Annotated in this window: 15 protein-coding genes, 1 pseudogene and 1 riboswitch; of the genes and pseudogenes, 7 read left to right on the forward strand and 9 right to left on the reverse strand. The window is 65.3% G+C overall.

What is annotated here, in order from left to right:
• The first annotated feature begins 122 nt into the window (after positions 1–122).
• The 6 genes from P9273_RS15600 to P9273_RS15625 all read left to right on the forward strand — a co-directional run bounded on the left by P9273_RS15600 (position 123) and on the right by P9273_RS15625 (position 3,937).
• Positions 123–662, forward strand: coding sequence for an invasion associated locus B family protein (locus P9273_RS15600; protein ID WP_041002395.1), 540 nt, complete (start codon positions 123–125; stop codon positions 660–662).
• A 71-nt stretch (positions 663–733) separates the two neighbouring features.
• On the forward strand, positions 734–1,057 hold the full coding sequence (locus tag P9273_RS15605; protein WP_278049707.1) for a YbjN domain-containing protein: 324 nt from the start codon (positions 734–736) through the stop codon (positions 1,055–1,057).
• The gene (locus tag P9273_RS15610) at positions 1,058–1,201 is read left to right on the forward strand and encodes a hypothetical protein (RefSeq protein WP_278049708.1); all 144 of its coding nucleotides are present in this window, start codon (positions 1,058–1,060) and stop codon (positions 1,199–1,201) included.
• A gap of 101 nt (positions 1,202–1,302) precedes the next feature.
• Positions 1,303–2,715: a metalloprotease TldD gene (gene tldD, locus P9273_RS15615; RefSeq protein ID WP_041002397.1), complete on the forward strand. Its 1,413-nt coding sequence runs from the start codon at positions 1,303–1,305 to the stop codon at positions 2,713–2,715.
• 76 nt (positions 2,716–2,791) lie between these two features.
• A complete protein-coding gene (locus tag P9273_RS15620) occupies positions 2,792–3,076 on the forward strand; it encodes an AbrB/MazE/SpoVT family DNA-binding domain-containing protein (RefSeq protein ID WP_278049709.1) in 285 nt (94 codons plus the stop codon).
• Between the two features lie 189 nt (positions 3,077–3,265).
• Positions 3,266–3,937: a transglutaminase-like cysteine peptidase gene (locus P9273_RS15625; RefSeq protein ID WP_278049710.1), complete on the forward strand. Its 672-nt coding sequence runs from the start codon at positions 3,266–3,268 to the stop codon at positions 3,935–3,937.
• Positions 3,938–4,203: 266 nt separating this feature from the next.
• On the opposite strand, the pseudogene P9273_RS32380 reads toward P9273_RS15625, so the two are convergent.
• From P9273_RS32380 to P9273_RS15640, 3 genes and pseudogenes are all read right to left on the reverse strand, one after another.
• A pseudogene (locus tag P9273_RS32380) lies at positions 4,204–7,016 on the reverse strand (caspase family protein).
• A gap of 170 nt (positions 7,017–7,186) precedes the next feature.
• Positions 7,187–8,428 carry a class I SAM-dependent RNA methyltransferase gene (locus P9273_RS15635; RefSeq protein WP_278049711.1) on the reverse strand — a complete coding sequence of 414 codons (1,242 nt, stop codon included), beginning with the start codon at positions 8,426–8,428 and terminating at the stop codon, positions 7,187–7,189.
• Positions 8,425–9,198, reverse strand: a complete 774-nt coding sequence (locus P9273_RS15640; RefSeq protein ID WP_278049712.1) for a TlyA family RNA methyltransferase — start codon at positions 9,196–9,198, stop codon at positions 8,425–8,427. Before P9273_RS15640 ends, P9273_RS15635 begins: the two co-directional genes overlap by 4 nt.
• Before the next feature lie 110 nt (positions 9,199–9,308).
• Here P9273_RS15640 and P9273_RS15645 point away from each other — a divergent pair, with 110 nt between their 5' ends.
• Positions 9,309–9,710 (forward strand): GFA family protein, encoded by a 402-nt coding sequence (locus tag P9273_RS15645; RefSeq protein ID WP_278049713.1) that lies wholly within the window; start codon positions 9,309–9,311, stop codon positions 9,708–9,710.
• On the opposite strand, the gene P9273_RS15650 is transcribed toward P9273_RS15645, so the two are convergent.
• The 6 genes from P9273_RS15650 to P9273_RS15675 form a co-directional block, all read right to left on the reverse strand.
• Positions 9,707–9,994 (reverse strand): hypothetical protein, encoded by a 288-nt coding sequence (locus tag P9273_RS15650; RefSeq protein WP_278049714.1) that lies wholly within the window; start codon positions 9,992–9,994, stop codon positions 9,707–9,709. The genes P9273_RS15645 and P9273_RS15650 overlap by 4 nt on opposite strands.
• Positions 9,995–10,144: 150 nt before the next feature.
• Complete coding sequence (gene dxs / locus P9273_RS15655) at positions 10,145–12,052, reverse strand: 1-deoxy-D-xylulose-5-phosphate synthase (protein WP_278049715.1); 1,908 nt, start codon at positions 12,050–12,052, stop codon at positions 10,145–10,147.
• A 125-nt stretch (positions 12,053–12,177) separates the two neighbouring features.
• Positions 12,178–13,098: a pirin family protein gene (locus P9273_RS15660; protein ID WP_278049716.1), complete on the reverse strand. Its 921-nt coding sequence runs from the start codon at positions 13,096–13,098 to the stop codon at positions 12,178–12,180.
• Between the two features lie 9 nt (positions 13,099–13,107).
• Positions 13,108–13,374, reverse strand: a complete 267-nt coding sequence (locus P9273_RS15665) for a DUF2277 domain-containing protein (protein ID WP_041002418.1) — start codon at positions 13,372–13,374, stop codon at positions 13,108–13,110.
• Between the two features lie 38 nt (positions 13,375–13,412).
• Positions 13,413–13,664: an exodeoxyribonuclease VII small subunit gene (locus tag P9273_RS15670; protein ID WP_041002420.1), complete on the reverse strand. Its 252-nt coding sequence runs from the start codon at positions 13,662–13,664 to the stop codon at positions 13,413–13,415.
• Between the two features lie 3 nt (positions 13,665–13,667).
• On the reverse strand, positions 13,668–14,594 hold the full coding sequence (locus P9273_RS15675) for a histone deacetylase family protein (protein ID WP_278049717.1): 927 nt from the start codon (positions 14,592–14,594) through the stop codon (positions 13,668–13,670).
• 116 nt (positions 14,595–14,710) lie between these two features.
• Positions 14,711–14,887, forward strand: a riboswitch (cobalamin riboswitch).
• Positions 14,888–14,909 lie beyond the last annotated feature (22 nt).

The raw sequence follows: 14,909 nt of genomic DNA on the forward strand, positions 1-14,909 counted from the left end.
ATTCGGGCGAATTTGCTTTGGAAAAGCATGGAATTGCCGGTATCGGGGCGGGCCGGCGACGGTCTCGTCCTTTACTTGGCCCCGGCGCGGCTTAAAGTGCCGTGATTCGCAATGGAGCCGTCATGACTTCCTGGCTTTCGAGAACCTTGGCGAAGGTCGTTCTTGCCCTTGCCTTGCTCGGCGTCGGCATAGCCGTTGGCGCCGCCGCCGCGCCGAACAACGCCACGCCCCCGAGCGGTACGGTAAAGTCGACGCATGGCGCGTGGTCGATCATCTGCGACACGCCGGCGGGCGCGACCTCCGAACAATGCGTGATGATGCAGAACGTCGTCGCCGAGGACCGTCCTGAAATGGGGCTTTCGGTCGTGGTGCTGCGCACCGCCGACAACAAGGCCGAGATCCTGCGCGTGCTGGCGCCGCTCGGCGTGCTGCTGCCCAACGGCCTCGGCCTCAATGTCGACGGCAAGGATATCGGCCGCGCCTATTTCGTGCGCTGCTTCCAGGACGGCTGCTACGCCGAGGTCATCCTCGAAAAGCCGCTGCTCGACACTTTGAAGAGCGGCACCTCGGCCACCTTCATCGTCTTCCAGACGCCGGAGGAAGGCATCGGCATTCCCGTCGACCTCAAGGGCTTTGCGGAAGGCTTCGCCGCCCTACCTTGATCTCTTGCCCATGCGCCGCTCCTGACGCCGAGGTCCGGGGACGAATGCGCGATTGGCGGCCAGGAGGGTCAATGCGCGCGAATTTATTCGCTTTCATCGCCGGTCTGGCACTGGTCGCCGCGGTTCCGGCCGCACGGGCCGAGGATGCCGAAATCCTCCGGAAGCCCGAGCCGGCAGCGATCCTCGATATCGCCAAGGGTTTCGGCTCGGCCAAGATGGACAGGGACGACAATGGCGATCCGATGATTTCCGGGCGGATCGAGGGCGTCAAATACGTGATCTATTTCTATGGCTGCGAAAACCACGAGAACTGCAAATCGCTGCAGTTCTCGACCGGTTACACCGACCCGCTGACCGCAGAACAAGCCAACGCCTGGAATGCAAAATACCGCTAGGTGAAGGCCTATTCGGGCGACGGCTCGAATTTCAAGATGGATGTCTCCTTTACGGGCGGCATCACCAAGGCCAATCTGGAGGAGCAGTTCTCCAACTGGGAGGCGATGGCCGGCAACATCAAGGGCTTCCTCAGCGGCGGGTGAAGGCGCCGCAATAGCCGGCCTCATCCCTGTTGGCGATTGTGCGACGGCAGCTTGGCGCCTACATCCGGTGCAACGATTTTGTTTCCACGAATGGATTTGCCATGAACAGCCTGATCGGCCAATTCGACATTTCCGACGATCGCGTCAAAGAGATCGTCGCCGAGACCATCAAGGGCGCCGACGACGGCGAGCTGTTCCTCGAATACAGCGAGAGCGAAGCGCTGATGTTCGACAACGGCCGGCTGAAGACGGCCAATTTCAACACCGACCAGGGATTCGGCCTGCGCGCCGTGGCCGGCGAGGCCAGCGGCTATGCGCATTCCAGCGATCTCTCCGAAGCCTCGCTGCTGCGCGCGGCCGACGCCGTCTCGGCGGTCAAGGGCGGCTACTCCGGCACATTGGCCGGAGCGCCCGCCCGCACCAACCGCCACCTCTATGGCGACGAGAATCCCATCCCCTCGCCGTCCTTCGAGGCCAAGGCCAAACTGCTGCAGGAGATCGACGGCTGGCTGCGGGCCAAGGATCCGCGCGTGCGCCAGGTGACGGCCTCGCTCGCAGCCTCCTGGCAACATGTCGAGATCGTGCGCGGCGACGGCCAGATCGTGCGTGACATCCGCCCGCTGGTCCGCATCAATGTCTCGGTCGTGGTTGGCAGCGGCGACCGGCAGGAGAGCGGCTCCTACGGCATGGGCGGCCGCAAGAGTTTTGGCGAGTTCGTCAGCGAGGAAAGCTGGAAACATGCGGCAGGCGAAGCGCTGCGGCAGGCGCTGGTCAATCTCGAAGCCGTCCCGGCGCCCGCCGGCACCTTCGACATCGTGCTGTCCAGCGGCTGGCCTGGCGTGATGCTGCACGAGGCGGTCGGCCACGGTCTCGAAGGCGACTTCAACCGCAAGAAGACATCGGCCTTCGCCGGCCTGATGGGCCAACAGGTGGCAGCGAAGGGCGTCACCGTGGTCGACGACGGCACCATTCCCGAGCGGCGCGGCTCACTCACCGTCGACGACGAAGGGACGCCGTCGGCGCGCAACGTGCTGATCGAGGACGGCAAACTGGTCGGCTATATGCAGGACCGCCAGAACGCCCGGCTGATGGGCATGAAGGCGACCGGCAATGGCCGCCGCGAAGGCTACGCGCACCAGCCGATGCCGCGCATGACCAACACCTATATGACCTCGGGCGACATGACCCCAGACGAGATCATCGCCTCGGTCAAGAACGGCATCTACGCCGTCTCCTTCGGCGGCGGCCAGGTCGACATCACCTCGGGTAAATTCGTGTTCGGCTGCACCGAGGCCTACATGATCGAGAACGGCAAGGTGACGCAGCCGATCAAGGGCGCAATGCTGATCGGCAACGGACCGGACGCCATGCACCGCGTCAGCATGATCGGCAACGACATGCAGCTCGACAACGGCATCGGCATGTGCGGCAAGGCCGGACAGGGCGTGCCCGTCGGCGTCGGCCAGCCGCATCTCAGGATGAACCAGATGACGGTGGGCGGCACCAGGGTTTGAGGCGCCTGAATGCAGGCGCTTGAAATCGGCTCGGCCGTAGTCGACGTTACCCTTATCCTACAAAGGTAAGGTCGCGATGTCTGTTTTTGAAAAGCTCATGACCACCCTCTCGGCCAAGGGACAGGTAATTCTGCCAAGCGCCATCCGGAAACGGAGAGGCTGGGGCGCGGGAACGAGGCTTGAGATTGAGGAGACGCCGGAAGGGGTGCTTTTGAAGCTGGCGCCTGTCTTTGCGGCGGCGCAGCCAAACGATGTTTTCAGCTCCTTGCCGTCCCGCGGCGCGTCGAAGACGTTGGAAGAAATGGATACGGGCGTGCTCGCCGAAGCACGGCGGCGCCATGCGCGCGATCAGGAGGCATAAGGCCTGGGCCATCGGGACTTTGGGCACGCTGGCGCGTTCAGCCAGGCTGATGCTCGCATTCCGGCCTGAATGCATCCTCCACCTTGAAGTGAACACAATCGTGTTAGGACATTATTAATTGTTCACTTGGCGGAGCGGGTGTTTGCGCCTTAGCCTGCCGCCAGTCTTCTCGTTGCGGTGGTGTTGGCAATGCAGCGTTCCCCTGGCGTCCTGACCTCTTCCTTCCTCCTTGGCCTCGTTTCGTTTCTTGGCGCTTCATCGCTGCAAGTCGGCCCTGCAGCGGCCCAGTCGTCGCTGTTCAAGCTAACCTCGACACGACCTGTTGCCAGTTCCGCCACGGTCGGCGGCAGCACCAGCGTGCCGTATGGCTGGCTCGATTTCTGTCATCGCCGGCCGAAGGAGTGCAAGGTGCCCGCCCTGCCCGCTACAAGCGTCAAGCTGACCGCGCGGAACATGAGCATCCTCAAGGGGATAAACCTGAAGGCGAACCGCTCCATCAAGCCAGTCAGCAACTACGACCACTGGGGCACGATGATGGACCACTGGGACTATCCGACGGACGGTAAGGGCGATTGCAAGATTTACGCGCTCTACAAGCGCAAGCTTCTCCAGGAAGCGGGATTTCCTCGGCAGGCTCTGCTGATGACGGTGGTGCGCGACCTGCACAATGAGGGCCACACGATCCTGACGGTGAAGACCGACAAGGGCGACCTCGTGCTGGACAATCTGGTCGACGAAATCCGGCCCTGGAACGCCACCGGCTATTATTTCCTGAAGCGCCAGTCGCAGCAGAACCCGAATGTTTGGGTGTCGATCGACCAGCGCGGCGGCACGGCGAAACGGCTGTCTCCGAACTCGTAGAGACCAGAGCATTCACCGTTCACGGAAACGGCAAGCTACTCTATCTCCTGGGACGCAATTCCGGACCGGAGGCTACGGCGAAGTGGCCGGGCCCCACCCCTCCAGCTTTTGCTGGAGTCGCTCTCGGCCTGGCCCGAGCGGCTTGGTCTGCTTTGACAGCCTGACCCGTCACAAGCCCGATATCCTCTGCCTCGCAAAATACACGGCCGGAAAGTCCGGCCCATGTACGGGGCGTTGTCGCCTCGCGGCCATGTAAGCCTTGCGGCCTACTGCTTACAGGGCGGTTCGCCAGGATGCCCGCAGGCCGGCTTCCTGTTTCCCTGCGGAGGCTGCTCCTTGGGCCGCTGCGGCAGACGCCGCTCCTGCGGCTGAGGCCTCGGCTGCTGCTCCAGGCGTCTCTCTTGCATCTGAGGCTGAGGCCTCGGCTGCTGCAGGTGTCTCTCTTGCACCTGAGGCCTTGGCTGCGCCTGGAACTCCGGCCTTTGCGGCCTGAGCACCTGCACGTTCGGCCTTTCCCGCTGGAAGTTGCGCTGGGCGTTGGTGCCCGCGCCGGTGGCTCCCTCTTCGCCGTTCTGCGGCCTGCGGAACTTCCTGTTTCCGTTGGCCGAACCCTGATTCTGGTCGGAGAACACACTCGGATTGTTCTTCCTGAGCCGCTCCTGCACGCTCGGCCGGTTCTCGGCCGGCGCGCCGTTGACGGTCGGCAGCTTGCGGAACTTCCTGCCTCTGTCGCCTCCGTTGACCGAACCTTGATCGCTCGGGCCGACAGCTGTCTGGCCCGCCGAGAGATCCTTGCGTGTTAGTTTCCTCGGCTTGCCTTCGTTCTGGCCGGACAACGCATTCGGATTGTTCTTCCCGAACCTCTGCTGGGCATTTTGCCCATTCTCGCCCGGCGCGCCATTGATGGTTGGCAGCTTGCGAAACTTCTTACCTCTATCGCCTGCGTTGACCGAACCTTGATCGCTCGGTCCGGCAGTGGTCTGTCCTCCCGACAAATCCGTGCGTGTCAGCTTCCTCGGTCTGCCTCCGTTCTGGCCCGACAAAACATTCGGATTGTTCTTCCCGAACCTCTGCTGGGCGTTCTGCCCGTTCTCGCCCGGCGCGCCATTGCCGGTTGGCAGCTGGCGCAACTTGCCGTTCCTGCTCTGACCGTTGACAGCTCCGTTCTGCTGGCCGTTGTCCATAACGGGGGCGCCAGCATTCCCGGTAGCCTGCTGGTCGCCACCCACCGTGCTTTGCTTGCCCGGCACCTTCCTGTTGGGCGCGTTCTGACCGTTGAGCACCGGCCTGCCGTTGACGAGCGGCAGCGCGTTGCCGTCAGCTCCCGGCAAGGCGTGATCGGTCGAGAGCTTGCCCATCGTCCTCGCCTGCGGGGTCGCAGCCGGCTGCTGGCCCTGCGTGACAGCCTGGCCCGGCTTCAGCGATTGCGGCGTCGCACCAGGCTGCTGGCCCTGCGTGACAGCCTGGCCCGGCTTCAGCGGCTGGCCGCCCCCACTTTGCTTGAACAGCACCGCCCTTTTCTGCAGCAACGGCGGCAGCGCCACCTTGGCCGCCAGTGCGGCCGCTCCCGCGCCGACCGCCATTTTCTGGCCGGTGGTGAGGCCGCTCGGTGCATTGGCGTTTGGCTGTTCCGCCTGATTGGCCGCCTCGCTGTTGATCGTCGTGTTGTTGATGTTGTTGATGACGGTCGTGTTGTGAATGTTGTTGAAGATGACGTCGTTCGGCGGCGGCACGATGTCACGCGGCGGCCTGACCCAGACCGGCACGGGGACGAAGACCGGCGTCGGCAGGACGTAAACATCGACCGGCGGCGGGGGCGGCGGCAGCACGACGAAATCCGGCGGAGGCGGCGGCAGGAAGACCACCGCGACCGGCGGAGGCGGCTCGAAATCGAAATCGGGATCGTCGAAATAGAGCACCGGACGATCGACGTAGACGATTTCCTCCGGCGGTGGCGGCGGTACGTCATAGACGATGACCGAGAAGCTCGGCGGCGGCTCGAGCGCGGCGTCGAAATGTTCCAGCCGGCGGCGCGCGTCCCAGGCATGCGGGCCGTGCGGATAGCGTTCGAGATAGGACCAGTAGGCCTCCGGCGTGTCGCGCATCCAGGTCTGGCGCCAGGTGATCGCCTCGCGCCGCGCCGCGATGATGGCGCGCACGCGCTTGGCCATCGGATCGAATCCTCATAGCCGCGCATCGTGTCGCGATCGAGGGCCGCGACATAGGCGTCATGGGCGTCGAAGTCCCGTATCTCTCTCGTACGGTCGGCCCGGGATTCGGCCTCGGAAACCTTCGGCGCCGGCGCGTCCGGGGCGCGGTCGAAGAAGACGAAGGGTGCATCGATCTTCGAGGCGTCCCACGGCACCTCTGCCCCTTGCGTCACCTCGTTGACACGCAGGCGCGTGCGGTCGAACACATCCTCGAGCGACAGGCCGCCGTCGCGCATCATCTCGGCCAGCGCCTGCGCATAGGCGCCATAGGGTCCCTTGCCTTCCGGCGCCACCGTGCCCGGCGCGGCGTTGAAGGCGACCAGCATGTTCGGATCGGGCTCGACCAGCGCCAGGCCACCGGCCAGCGGCTGGTTCCACTGGGGAAAGTCATTTGGCCGCGCCGCGTCGAGCACCACGATGTTGACCTTGTTCGGCAGGGCGGCGAGCGGCCTGGTAAGGTCGGAGACCCGCACCGCCTGGATCGGCACATCGGCCGGATTGGCGATCTTGGCGTCGACCGGCAGGAAATAATTCTCGCCCTCGAACTGCGCGCCGTGGCCGGCAAGGTAGACGAAGACGACGGCGTCGGGACCGGCGGCCGAAACCTTGGCGAGAAAATCGCGATAGGCGCCCCGTAGCGATTCCTGATCGACATCACGCGCGCCGACCACGTCGAAGCCGGCCGCCTGCAAGGTCTGCGCGATCAAGCCGGCATCGTTGGCCGGCGTTGCCAGCGCCCCGGACGGATAGGCAGCATTGCCGATGACGAAGGCGAGGCGCCTTTGCTCTTGCGCGAGGGCGCCGGTCGCCGAGACGGCGACGACAAGGAAGAGAAGGAAGAAACCGAGGAATTTCTGGAGCATCCGCATTTTCAGGCCACCGTTGTACGAGCAACCGACGCTGTCGAGGCCCTTCCCCTCCTCCAGCGAATCCAGCCTAGAGCGTGCAAAGAGGCGGCTTTACGGCGCGATTCCGGCGGCTTGCGAGCAAGCGCGCCGGAACCGGCGGCTTCAACAAAATGTGATCGTGGCTGGGCTGGCTACCGCCGCCTTCTTGGCTTTTCCAGCAGCGCCACGGCCTCGACATGCGGCGACCACAGGAACTGGTCGATCGGCGTGACGCACTTCAGCGTGTAACCGCCATCGATCAGGATCCGCAGATCCCGCGCGAGCGTCGCCGGATTGCAGGACACGGCCGCGACTAGCGGCACGTCGGAGCGGGCGATCTGCTTCGACTGGTCCTCGGCGCCGGCGCGCGGCGGATCGAAGACCAGCCCGTCGAAGGCGTTCAACTCCTTGAAGGTCAGCGGTCGTCGGAACAGGTCGCGGCGTTCGCCGGTCACCCGCTTCAGGCCGCTGGCGAAGCGAAAGGCGCGGTCGAGCGCGGCAAGTGCCGCTGCATCGCCTTCGACGGCATGAACCTCCGACTTCACTGCCAGCCGCAGCGCGAAGCTGCCGCAGCCGGCAAACAGGTCCGCGACCTTCCTGGCGCGCGACAGATGCTGGCCGACAAGCCCTGCCATCGTCTGCTCGGCGGCTTCCGTCGCCTGCAGGAAGGCGCCGGGCGGCACGGCGACGGCGACCGGTCCGAATTGCACCACCGGCTTCTTCGGCTCGACGACGATCTCACCGTCGACGGAAAGCCGCGCCAGACCTTCGGCCATGACGAAATTCGATGCGATGCGGCGCTGGTGGTCGCCGAGCTTGCCGGATTCCTGGACGGCAACATCGAGGCCGGAAGCGGTGACGGTCACCGTCATGTGGAAAGCCTTCGGCGTGGCGCAGACCAATCCGGCGAGCGCGCGCAATTTATCGAGCGACGAGACGATCGCCGGAAGCGAGATCGGGCATTCCTCGATCGGGATGATCTCCGAGGACAGCGCGCGCACGAAGCCGAGCAGCATGCCTGCCTCGGTCCGCCTTGCGCTGAAGGTGACGCGGCGGCGGGTGTGCGGCGCGCAAGGCACCAGCGCAGCAATCCCGCAAGCGATGCCCTTGGCCTTGAGCGCCTGCACCACCCTCTCGTGCTTCCATTGCCCATAGGCTGCGGCCTCGTAATGCTGCAATGCGCAGCCGCCGCATTCGGTGAAATGCCGGCAGGCCGGATCGATCCTGAGCGGCGAGGCTTCGAGCACCGACATCAGTGTGGCGCGATCCCTCTGGCTTGCGGCCGTGACCGTCTCGCCCGGCAGCGTGAACGGGATGAAGACCTCCCCGCCCTCGGCATTGGCGATGCCGTCGCCTTGCGAGCCGAGCCTCGCGATAGTGAAGCGTGTGCTCATCGCGATCCCGCGTCCTTTACGGCGGCGAGCAGGAACTCGCGGTTGCCGTCGCCGCCTTCAATCGGCGACGGGTGCAGCCCGAGCACCCGCCAACCGGGAATGCCGGCCAGCCAATCGTGCAAATTCCCGGCAATGCGCTCGGCAGCGCCCGGATCCTTGAGCAGGCCGCCCTTGCCGATCGCCTCGCGCCCGGCCTCGAATTGCGGCTTGACCAGAAAGATTGCCCTGGCGCCCTCGCCCGCCAGTTCCAGCGCCGGCGGCAGCGCCAGCTTCAGCGAGATGAAGGACACGTCGCAGACCAGGAAACCGGGAATGCGGCCGCCGAGATCGGCTGCCGTCAGATCGCGGGCGTTCAGCCCTTCGATCACCGTCACACGCAGGTCGCCGGCAATATCGGGATGGATCTGGCCGTGGCCGACATCGATGGCCGTGACGTGTGCGGCGCCACGCTCGAGCAGCACTTGGGAGAAGCCGCCGGTCGAGGCACCGACATCGAGCGCCTCGCATCCGGAAGGATCGAGGCCGAAATGGTCGAGGCCGGCAATCAGCTTCAGCGCCGCGCGCGAGACATAGGCCTGGGCCGGATCGGCGATGGCGACCAGGCAGTCCGGCGCGACGGGCTGGCCGGGCTTGCGGGCAAGGATGCCGTCGACCGTCACCGTGCCGCGCTCGACCGCGTCGCGGGCGCGCGAGCGGCTCGCAAACAGGCCACGCCCGACGAGCAATTCGTCGAGCCGCTGGCGCCGGCTGACTGGCACAGGGGAACTCATCGGCTTTCATTGGCGAAAGCCGGGCGCGAACGCAATGGAGTTTGAATATCGGGCGATAGGCCGCAGAATGCCGGCAGGAACAGGCCGTTCGTCGGTCGGCGGAGGTGACAATGCTGAAGGGTACCTGTCATTGCGGCGCGGCGCACTGGACGCTGGAAGGCGATCCCGGCGGAATCACCGCCTGCAATTGCACGCTTTGCCGCCGCTACGGCACGCTCTGGGCTTACGACTATGTCGACGAACGCATTCGCGTGGCCGGGCCGCTGAAGTCTTACACACGCGCCGAGGTGGCGGAGCCCGCGCTGGAAATCCTGTTCTGTCCGACTTGCGCCTGCGTGATCGCCTGGCGCGGCCTGCGTTCAAGCAAGAGCGGCCGCACGCGCATCGCCGTCAATGTCAGGCTGGCGCCGCCGGAGGACGTCGCCGACCTGCCGATCGACCATTTCGATGGCCTCGACACATTCGACGACCTACCGCGCGATGGGCGTTGCGTTCGCGATATGTGGTTTTAAAAGACGGTTCGCGAGACCTGGCGCTCGACCGCCGGCACCAGGCCGTCATTGCCGGAGGCTTCTTTGCGCGGCGGCTCAACCGGAGTGGGCGCGGCGGGCACCGCTTCCGGCAGCACGACGAACTGCGGCCTCTGCTGGTAGGAGAAGCCGCCGCGGATGTTGCCCATCTTTGCGGCGATAATATCCCGCACGGCCTTTTCGAGGTTGCGGTCGTAACGGGTCTCGGCTGCCGCCGGCATCGCCATCGCCGCCAAAAGCGCCACGCCACACAGAAGCATCTTCATTTTTATAATCTCCCTGCCTGGCGCGAAGCTCTAGCAGGACGCCGTTGAAAATCGGCCAAGAGACAGGGTAAGCGAAGCACCAAATGGAAGCATTAACAGATGCCTACAATCGACAGCCGGCAAACCGATTCAGCGTCTTGAAGTTCTGATTCAGGCGCGCTGCGCCTGCACGCCGCGGCCGAGCGCGGCGAAGACGGTGCGCACGATGCCTGCCGAATCCAGCCCGGCATCGGCATACATCTTTTCGGGCTTGGCGTGGTCGGTGAATACGTCCGGCAGCACCAGCGGGCGCACCTTGAGGCCGCTTTCCAGCAGGCCTTCATGGGCAAGGAAATGCAGCACCTGGCTGGCGAAGCCGCCGATGGCGCCCTCCTCCACGGTCACCAGCACCTCGTGCGAACGGGCGAGCCGCCGGATGAGATCCTCGTCCAGCGGCTTGGCGAAGCGCGCGTCGGCGACGGTGGTGGAGAGGCCTGCCGCGCCGAGTTCCTCGGCGGCCAGAAGGCAATCCTGCAAACGCGTGCCGAAGGAAAGCAGCGCGACCTTGGTCCCCTCTTTGAGGATGCGGCCCTTGCCGATTTCCAGCAGCGAGCCGCGCTCCGGCATGTCGACGCCGACGCCGTTGCCGCGCGGGTAGCGGAAAGCGATCGGGCCGTCATCATAGGACGCGGCGGTGCGCACCATATGGCGAAGCTCCGCCTCGTCGGCCGCGGCCATGACGACGAAGCCCGGCAGCGAGGCGAGGAAAGTGGTGTCGAAGGCGCCGCAATGGGTGGCGCCGTCGGCGCCGACGAAGCCGGCGCGGTCGATCGGAAAACGCACCGGCAGTTTCTGGATCGCCACGTCGTGGACGACCTGGTCGTAGGCGCGCTGCAGGAAGGTGGAGTAGATGGCGGCGAAGGGCTTGTAGCCTTCAGTGGCAAGCCCCGCAGCGAAGGTCACCGCATGCTGCTCGGCAATGCCGACATCGAAGGTCCGCTTCGGAAACACCTCGCCGAACAGGTCGAGCCCGGTGCCGCTGGGCATGGCGGCGGTGATGGCGACGATGCGCTCGTCCTCGCGCGCCTCCTGGATCAGGCTCTCGGCGAAGACCTTGGTGTAGGCGGGCGCATTGGCTGGTGCCTTGGCCTGCGCGCCGGTGATGACGTCGAATTTGTTGACGCCGTGATATTTGTCGGCGGCTGCCTCCGCCGGCGCGTAGCCCTTGCCCTTCTGGGTCACGACATGGATCAGCACCGGGCCTTTGCCGTTGTCGCGCACATTCTTCAACACCGGGATCAGATGCTCGAGATTGTGCCCGTCGATGGGGCCGATGTGATAGAAGCCGAGCTCCTCGAACAGGGTGCCGCCGGTGACATAGCCGCGCGCATGCTCGACGGCGCGGGTGATGGCGCGGTCGGCGCGCTTGCCGAGATAGGATGTCAGCTTCTTGCCGAAATCGCGCAGGCCGAGATAGGCCTTGCCGGAAGCGAGCCTCGCCAGATAGGCGCTCATGGCGCCGGTCGGCGGCGCGATCGACATGTCGTTGTCGTTGAGGATGACGATGAGGCGGGCATCGAGCGCGCCGGCGTTGTTCAGCGCCTCGAAGGCCATGCCGGCCGACATCGAGCCGTCGCCGATGACGGAAATGACATTGTTGCGGCCACCCGACAGGTCGCGGCCCATGGCCATGCCGAGGCCGGCCGAAATCGAGGTCGAGGAGTGTGCCGCGCCAAACGGGTCGTACTCGCTCTCGGCGCGCCGGGTGAAGCCGGAGAGGCCGCCTTCCTGGCGAAGCGTGCGGATGCGGTCGCGGCGGCCGGTCAGGATCTTGTGCGGATAGGCCTGGTGGCCGACGTCCCAGATCAGCCGGTCGTCCGGGGTGTTGAAGACATAGTGCAGCGCAACGGTCAGTTCGACGACGCCGAGGCCGGCGCCGAGATGACCGCCGGTCTGCGACACGGCGTCTATCAGCTCGGCGCGCAACTCGGCAGCAAGCTGCGGGAGCGCGCTCTCATCGAGCCTCCGCAGGTCCGCCGGAATGCGGACCTTGTCGAGCAGCGGCGTGTCTGGCTTCACTCGGGCGCGTCCTGCCTCAATTGATCGAACACGGCGCTACCAGCAGATTGCGCCATAATCATGCGCGGAATAGGCCGCCGGCGGGCGAATGTAAATGCGCGCCGGTGACGCGCGGCTTGAGTATCCTAGCTCTCAGGCAGCGGAATGAACTCCTCCTCATCGCCGGGAACGATATCGAAGCGGCCTGTCTTCCATTCCTGCTTGGCCTGCTCGATGCGTTCCTTGGACGACGAGACGAAATTCCACCAGATATAGCGCTGAGAGCCCAGCGAAGCGCCGCCGAACAGCATGAAATGCGCGCCGCGTTCGGAGGAAACGACGATCTCCTCGCCCGGCTTGAACACCAGAAGCCGCTCGGCCCGGAAGACATCGCCGGCGATCGAGACGTCGCCTTCCAGCGTGTAGATGGCGCGTTCCTCGGCATCGGCCGGGATTCGCACGCTGGCGCCGGCGGCCAGCCTGAGATCGGCGTAAAGCGTGTCCGAAGCGGTCGCCACGGGCGAGCGCAGGCCTGAGAATTCGCCGATGACGACGCGGCCGCTGACGCCTTCGGCATCGATCTCAGGCAGGCGGGCCACCGATGTGTTCGCGAAGTCCGGGGCGATTTCCTCCTTGCCGTCCGGCAGCGCCAGCCAGGTCTGCAGGCCGGAGACCGACATCGGCGCGCCCCGCAACTCCTCCGGCGTGCGCTCGGAATGAACGATGCCGCGCCCCGCGGTCATCAGGTTCACGTCGCCGGGCGCGATCACCATTTCGGTGCCGAGCGAATCCCGGTGCCTGATCTTGCCGTCGAACAGGTAAGTGACGGTGGAAAGTCCGATATGCGGATGCGGGCGCACGTCGATCGCCTGCCCGGCGCGCAGGATCGCCGGGCCCATGCGGTCGAAGAAGATGAACGGCCCCACCAGCCGGCGTTTTGCCGTCGGCAGAGCGCGGCGCACCGCAAAACCGCCGATATCCTTGGCGTTCGGTACGACCATCAGCTCGATCTGATCGCAGGCGAAAGCGTCACCGGGCTCGGGGTCGTTTCCGGGAAAGAAGCTCATATAGGTTCCTCAGGCGAAACGCAGCGCCGATCTGGCCTTCGCCTTGGCCGCCTCTACCTCGCGATTGCGCGGTTCCTGGTTGGTTTCGAGCGAGTCGATCAATTCGCGCGCAGCGGCCGCGATCGCTTCCACTGCATGATAAAAAGCGTGCTCGTTGCGCTTGGACGGCTTCGTCGAGCCGCTCAGCTTGCGCACGAACTGCAGCGCTGCGTCATGCACTTCGTCATTGGTCGCCGGCGGTTCGAAATTGGCCAGGGTCTTGATGTTGCGGCACATGGCTTGAACTCCTTACCTGCTTGCTCTGCCCACCCAAATTATTCCGCGTCCAACGGCTCCGTGCCGACCGGCCTGCCGTCGCGCGACAGCCTGATCTTCTCGACCTTGTCCTCGGCCGCTTTCAGCAGCCGGTCGCAATGCGCCTTCAGCGCCTCGCCGCGCTCGTAGATCCGGATCGACTGGTCGAGCGGGACATCGCCGCGTTCCAGATCATCGACGATCTTCTCCAGCGCGTCGAGCGCCTGCTCGAAGCTCATCGCCTTGACGTCCTCATTGCCTTCCACTGCCATACTCTATCCCTTCATCAGCCGCCCGACATGGGCGGCGACTGAAAATGCCAGTCCCTGCAGATCGTAGCCGCCTTCCAGCAGGCTGACGAGCCTGTTGGCGCTGTGGCGGGCGGCGCGCTCCATCAATTGCCCGGTCGCCCAGTCGAAATCGTCCTCGGTCAGGTTGATCTCGGCCAGCGGATCGCGGTGGTGCGCGTCGAAGCCGGCGGAAATGATGATCAGGTCCGGCCTGAAGGCATCGATAGACCGCAGCACGCGCGACAGGAAGGCGTCGCGGAACAGGTCGCTGCCGGTCTGCGGCGCGAGCGGCGCGTTGACGATGTTACCGGCGCCGGTCTCGCTCTTCGCGCCGGTGCCCGGGTAAAGCGGCATCTGGTGCGTCGAGCAGTAGAGCACCGACGGATCGTCCCAGAAGATGTCCTGCGTGCCGTTGCCGTGATGGACGTCCCAGTCGACGATGGCGACGCGCTCGGCCTGGTGCTTCTTCTGCGCGTAACGGGCGGCGATGGCCGCCGTGTTGAACAGACAGAAGCCCATCGCCGTGGTCTTTTCGGCATGATGGCCCGGCGGACGGGCGGCGACGAAGACATTGGCGGCACGGCCCTCGAAGACATCGTCGACGGCAGCGTTGGCCGCGCCGATCGCCGTCACCACGGCCTGCCAGCTTTTGGGGCTGGCGTTGGTGTCGGCATCGATCGAGACGATGCCGCTCTCAGGGATAGCCGCGCGCACGCGCTCGACGAAATTCTCGGGGTGCGCGTAAAGGATCGTCGCCTCGTCGCCCTCGGGCGCCTCGACGCGGTCGAGCGCCGAAAACGCCTCGTCGTCGAGCACGCGCTCGATGGCGCGCAGGCGGTCGGGCCGCTCGGGGTGGCCGGGCGGCGTGAGGTGTTCGAGGAAGATCGGGTGCGTGTAGAGACGGGTGGCCATGGCGCATAATCTAGGCACCCGCGGCGTGGATGACCATGTTTGAAAAGCCGAATGGCTGGGGAAAATTGCGTCAGCCCGTGTCGCTGGCGCCATTGGCGCAGCTCGGGCTTCGCGGTAAGGTCATCCCGCTGCCTGGTGCCCGCGACGCGGGAGAATCGGGAACACGGTTGAACTCCGTGGCGTGCCCAACGCTGTGAGGGGGACCGCGCCGGCAAACGCCACTGTCTCAGACGGGAAGGCGCCGGAGCGGGACGATCCCGAGCCAGAAGACCGGCCCGGCAGACATGGTCGTCCGCTTGGTCAGGCGGGTGACCG

This window comes from Mesorhizobium sp. WSM4935, assembly GCF_029625735.1.
Taxonomy (GTDB): domain Bacteria; phylum Pseudomonadota; class Alphaproteobacteria; order Rhizobiales; family Rhizobiaceae; genus Mesorhizobium.

Bases quoted from the DNA above. Each gene is read 5' to 3' on its own strand.
- P9273_RS15670 (WP_041002420.1), bottom strand. From the start codon at position 13,664: ATGGCAGTGGAAGGCAATGAGGACGTCAAGGCGATGAGCTTCGAGCAG.
- P9273_RS15675 (WP_278049717.1), bottom strand. From the start codon at position 14,594: ATGGCCACCCGTCTCTACACGCACCCGATCTTCCTCGAACACCTCACG.
- P9273_RS15650 (WP_278049714.1), bottom strand. From the start codon at position 9,994: ATGAAGATGCTTCTGTGTGGCGTGGCGCTTTTGGCGGCGATGGCGATG.
- P9273_RS15640 (WP_278049712.1), bottom strand. From the start codon at position 9,198: ATGAGTTCCCCTGTGCCAGTCAGCCGGCGCCAGCGGCTCGACGAATTG.
- tldD (WP_041002397.1), top strand. From the start codon at position 1,303: ATGAACAGCCTGATCGGCCAATTCGACATTTCCGACGATCGCGTCAAA.
- P9273_RS15645 (WP_278049713.1), top strand. From the start codon at position 9,309: ATGCTGAAGGGTACCTGTCATTGCGGCGCGGCGCACTGGACGCTGGAA.
- P9273_RS15660 (WP_278049716.1), bottom strand. From the start codon at position 13,098: ATGAGCTTCTTTCCCGGAAACGACCCCGAGCCCGGTGACGCTTTCGCC.
- P9273_RS15605 (WP_278049707.1), top strand. From the start codon at position 734: ATGCGCGCGAATTTATTCGCTTTCATCGCCGGTCTGGCACTGGTCGCC.
- P9273_RS15625 (WP_278049710.1), top strand. From the start codon at position 3,266: ATGCAGCGTTCCCCTGGCGTCCTGACCTCTTCCTTCCTCCTTGGCCTC.
- P9273_RS15665 (WP_041002418.1), bottom strand. From the start codon at position 13,374: ATGTGCCGCAACATCAAGACCCTGGCCAATTTCGAACCGCCGGCGACC.
- P9273_RS15635 (WP_278049711.1), bottom strand. From the start codon at position 8,428: ATGAGCACACGCTTCACTATCGCGAGGCTCGGCTCGCAAGGCGACGGC.
- P9273_RS15600 (WP_041002395.1), top strand. From the start codon at position 123: ATGACTTCCTGGCTTTCGAGAACCTTGGCGAAGGTCGTTCTTGCCCTT.
- P9273_RS15620 (WP_278049709.1), top strand. From the start codon at position 2,792: ATGTCTGTTTTTGAAAAGCTCATGACCACCCTCTCGGCCAAGGGACAG.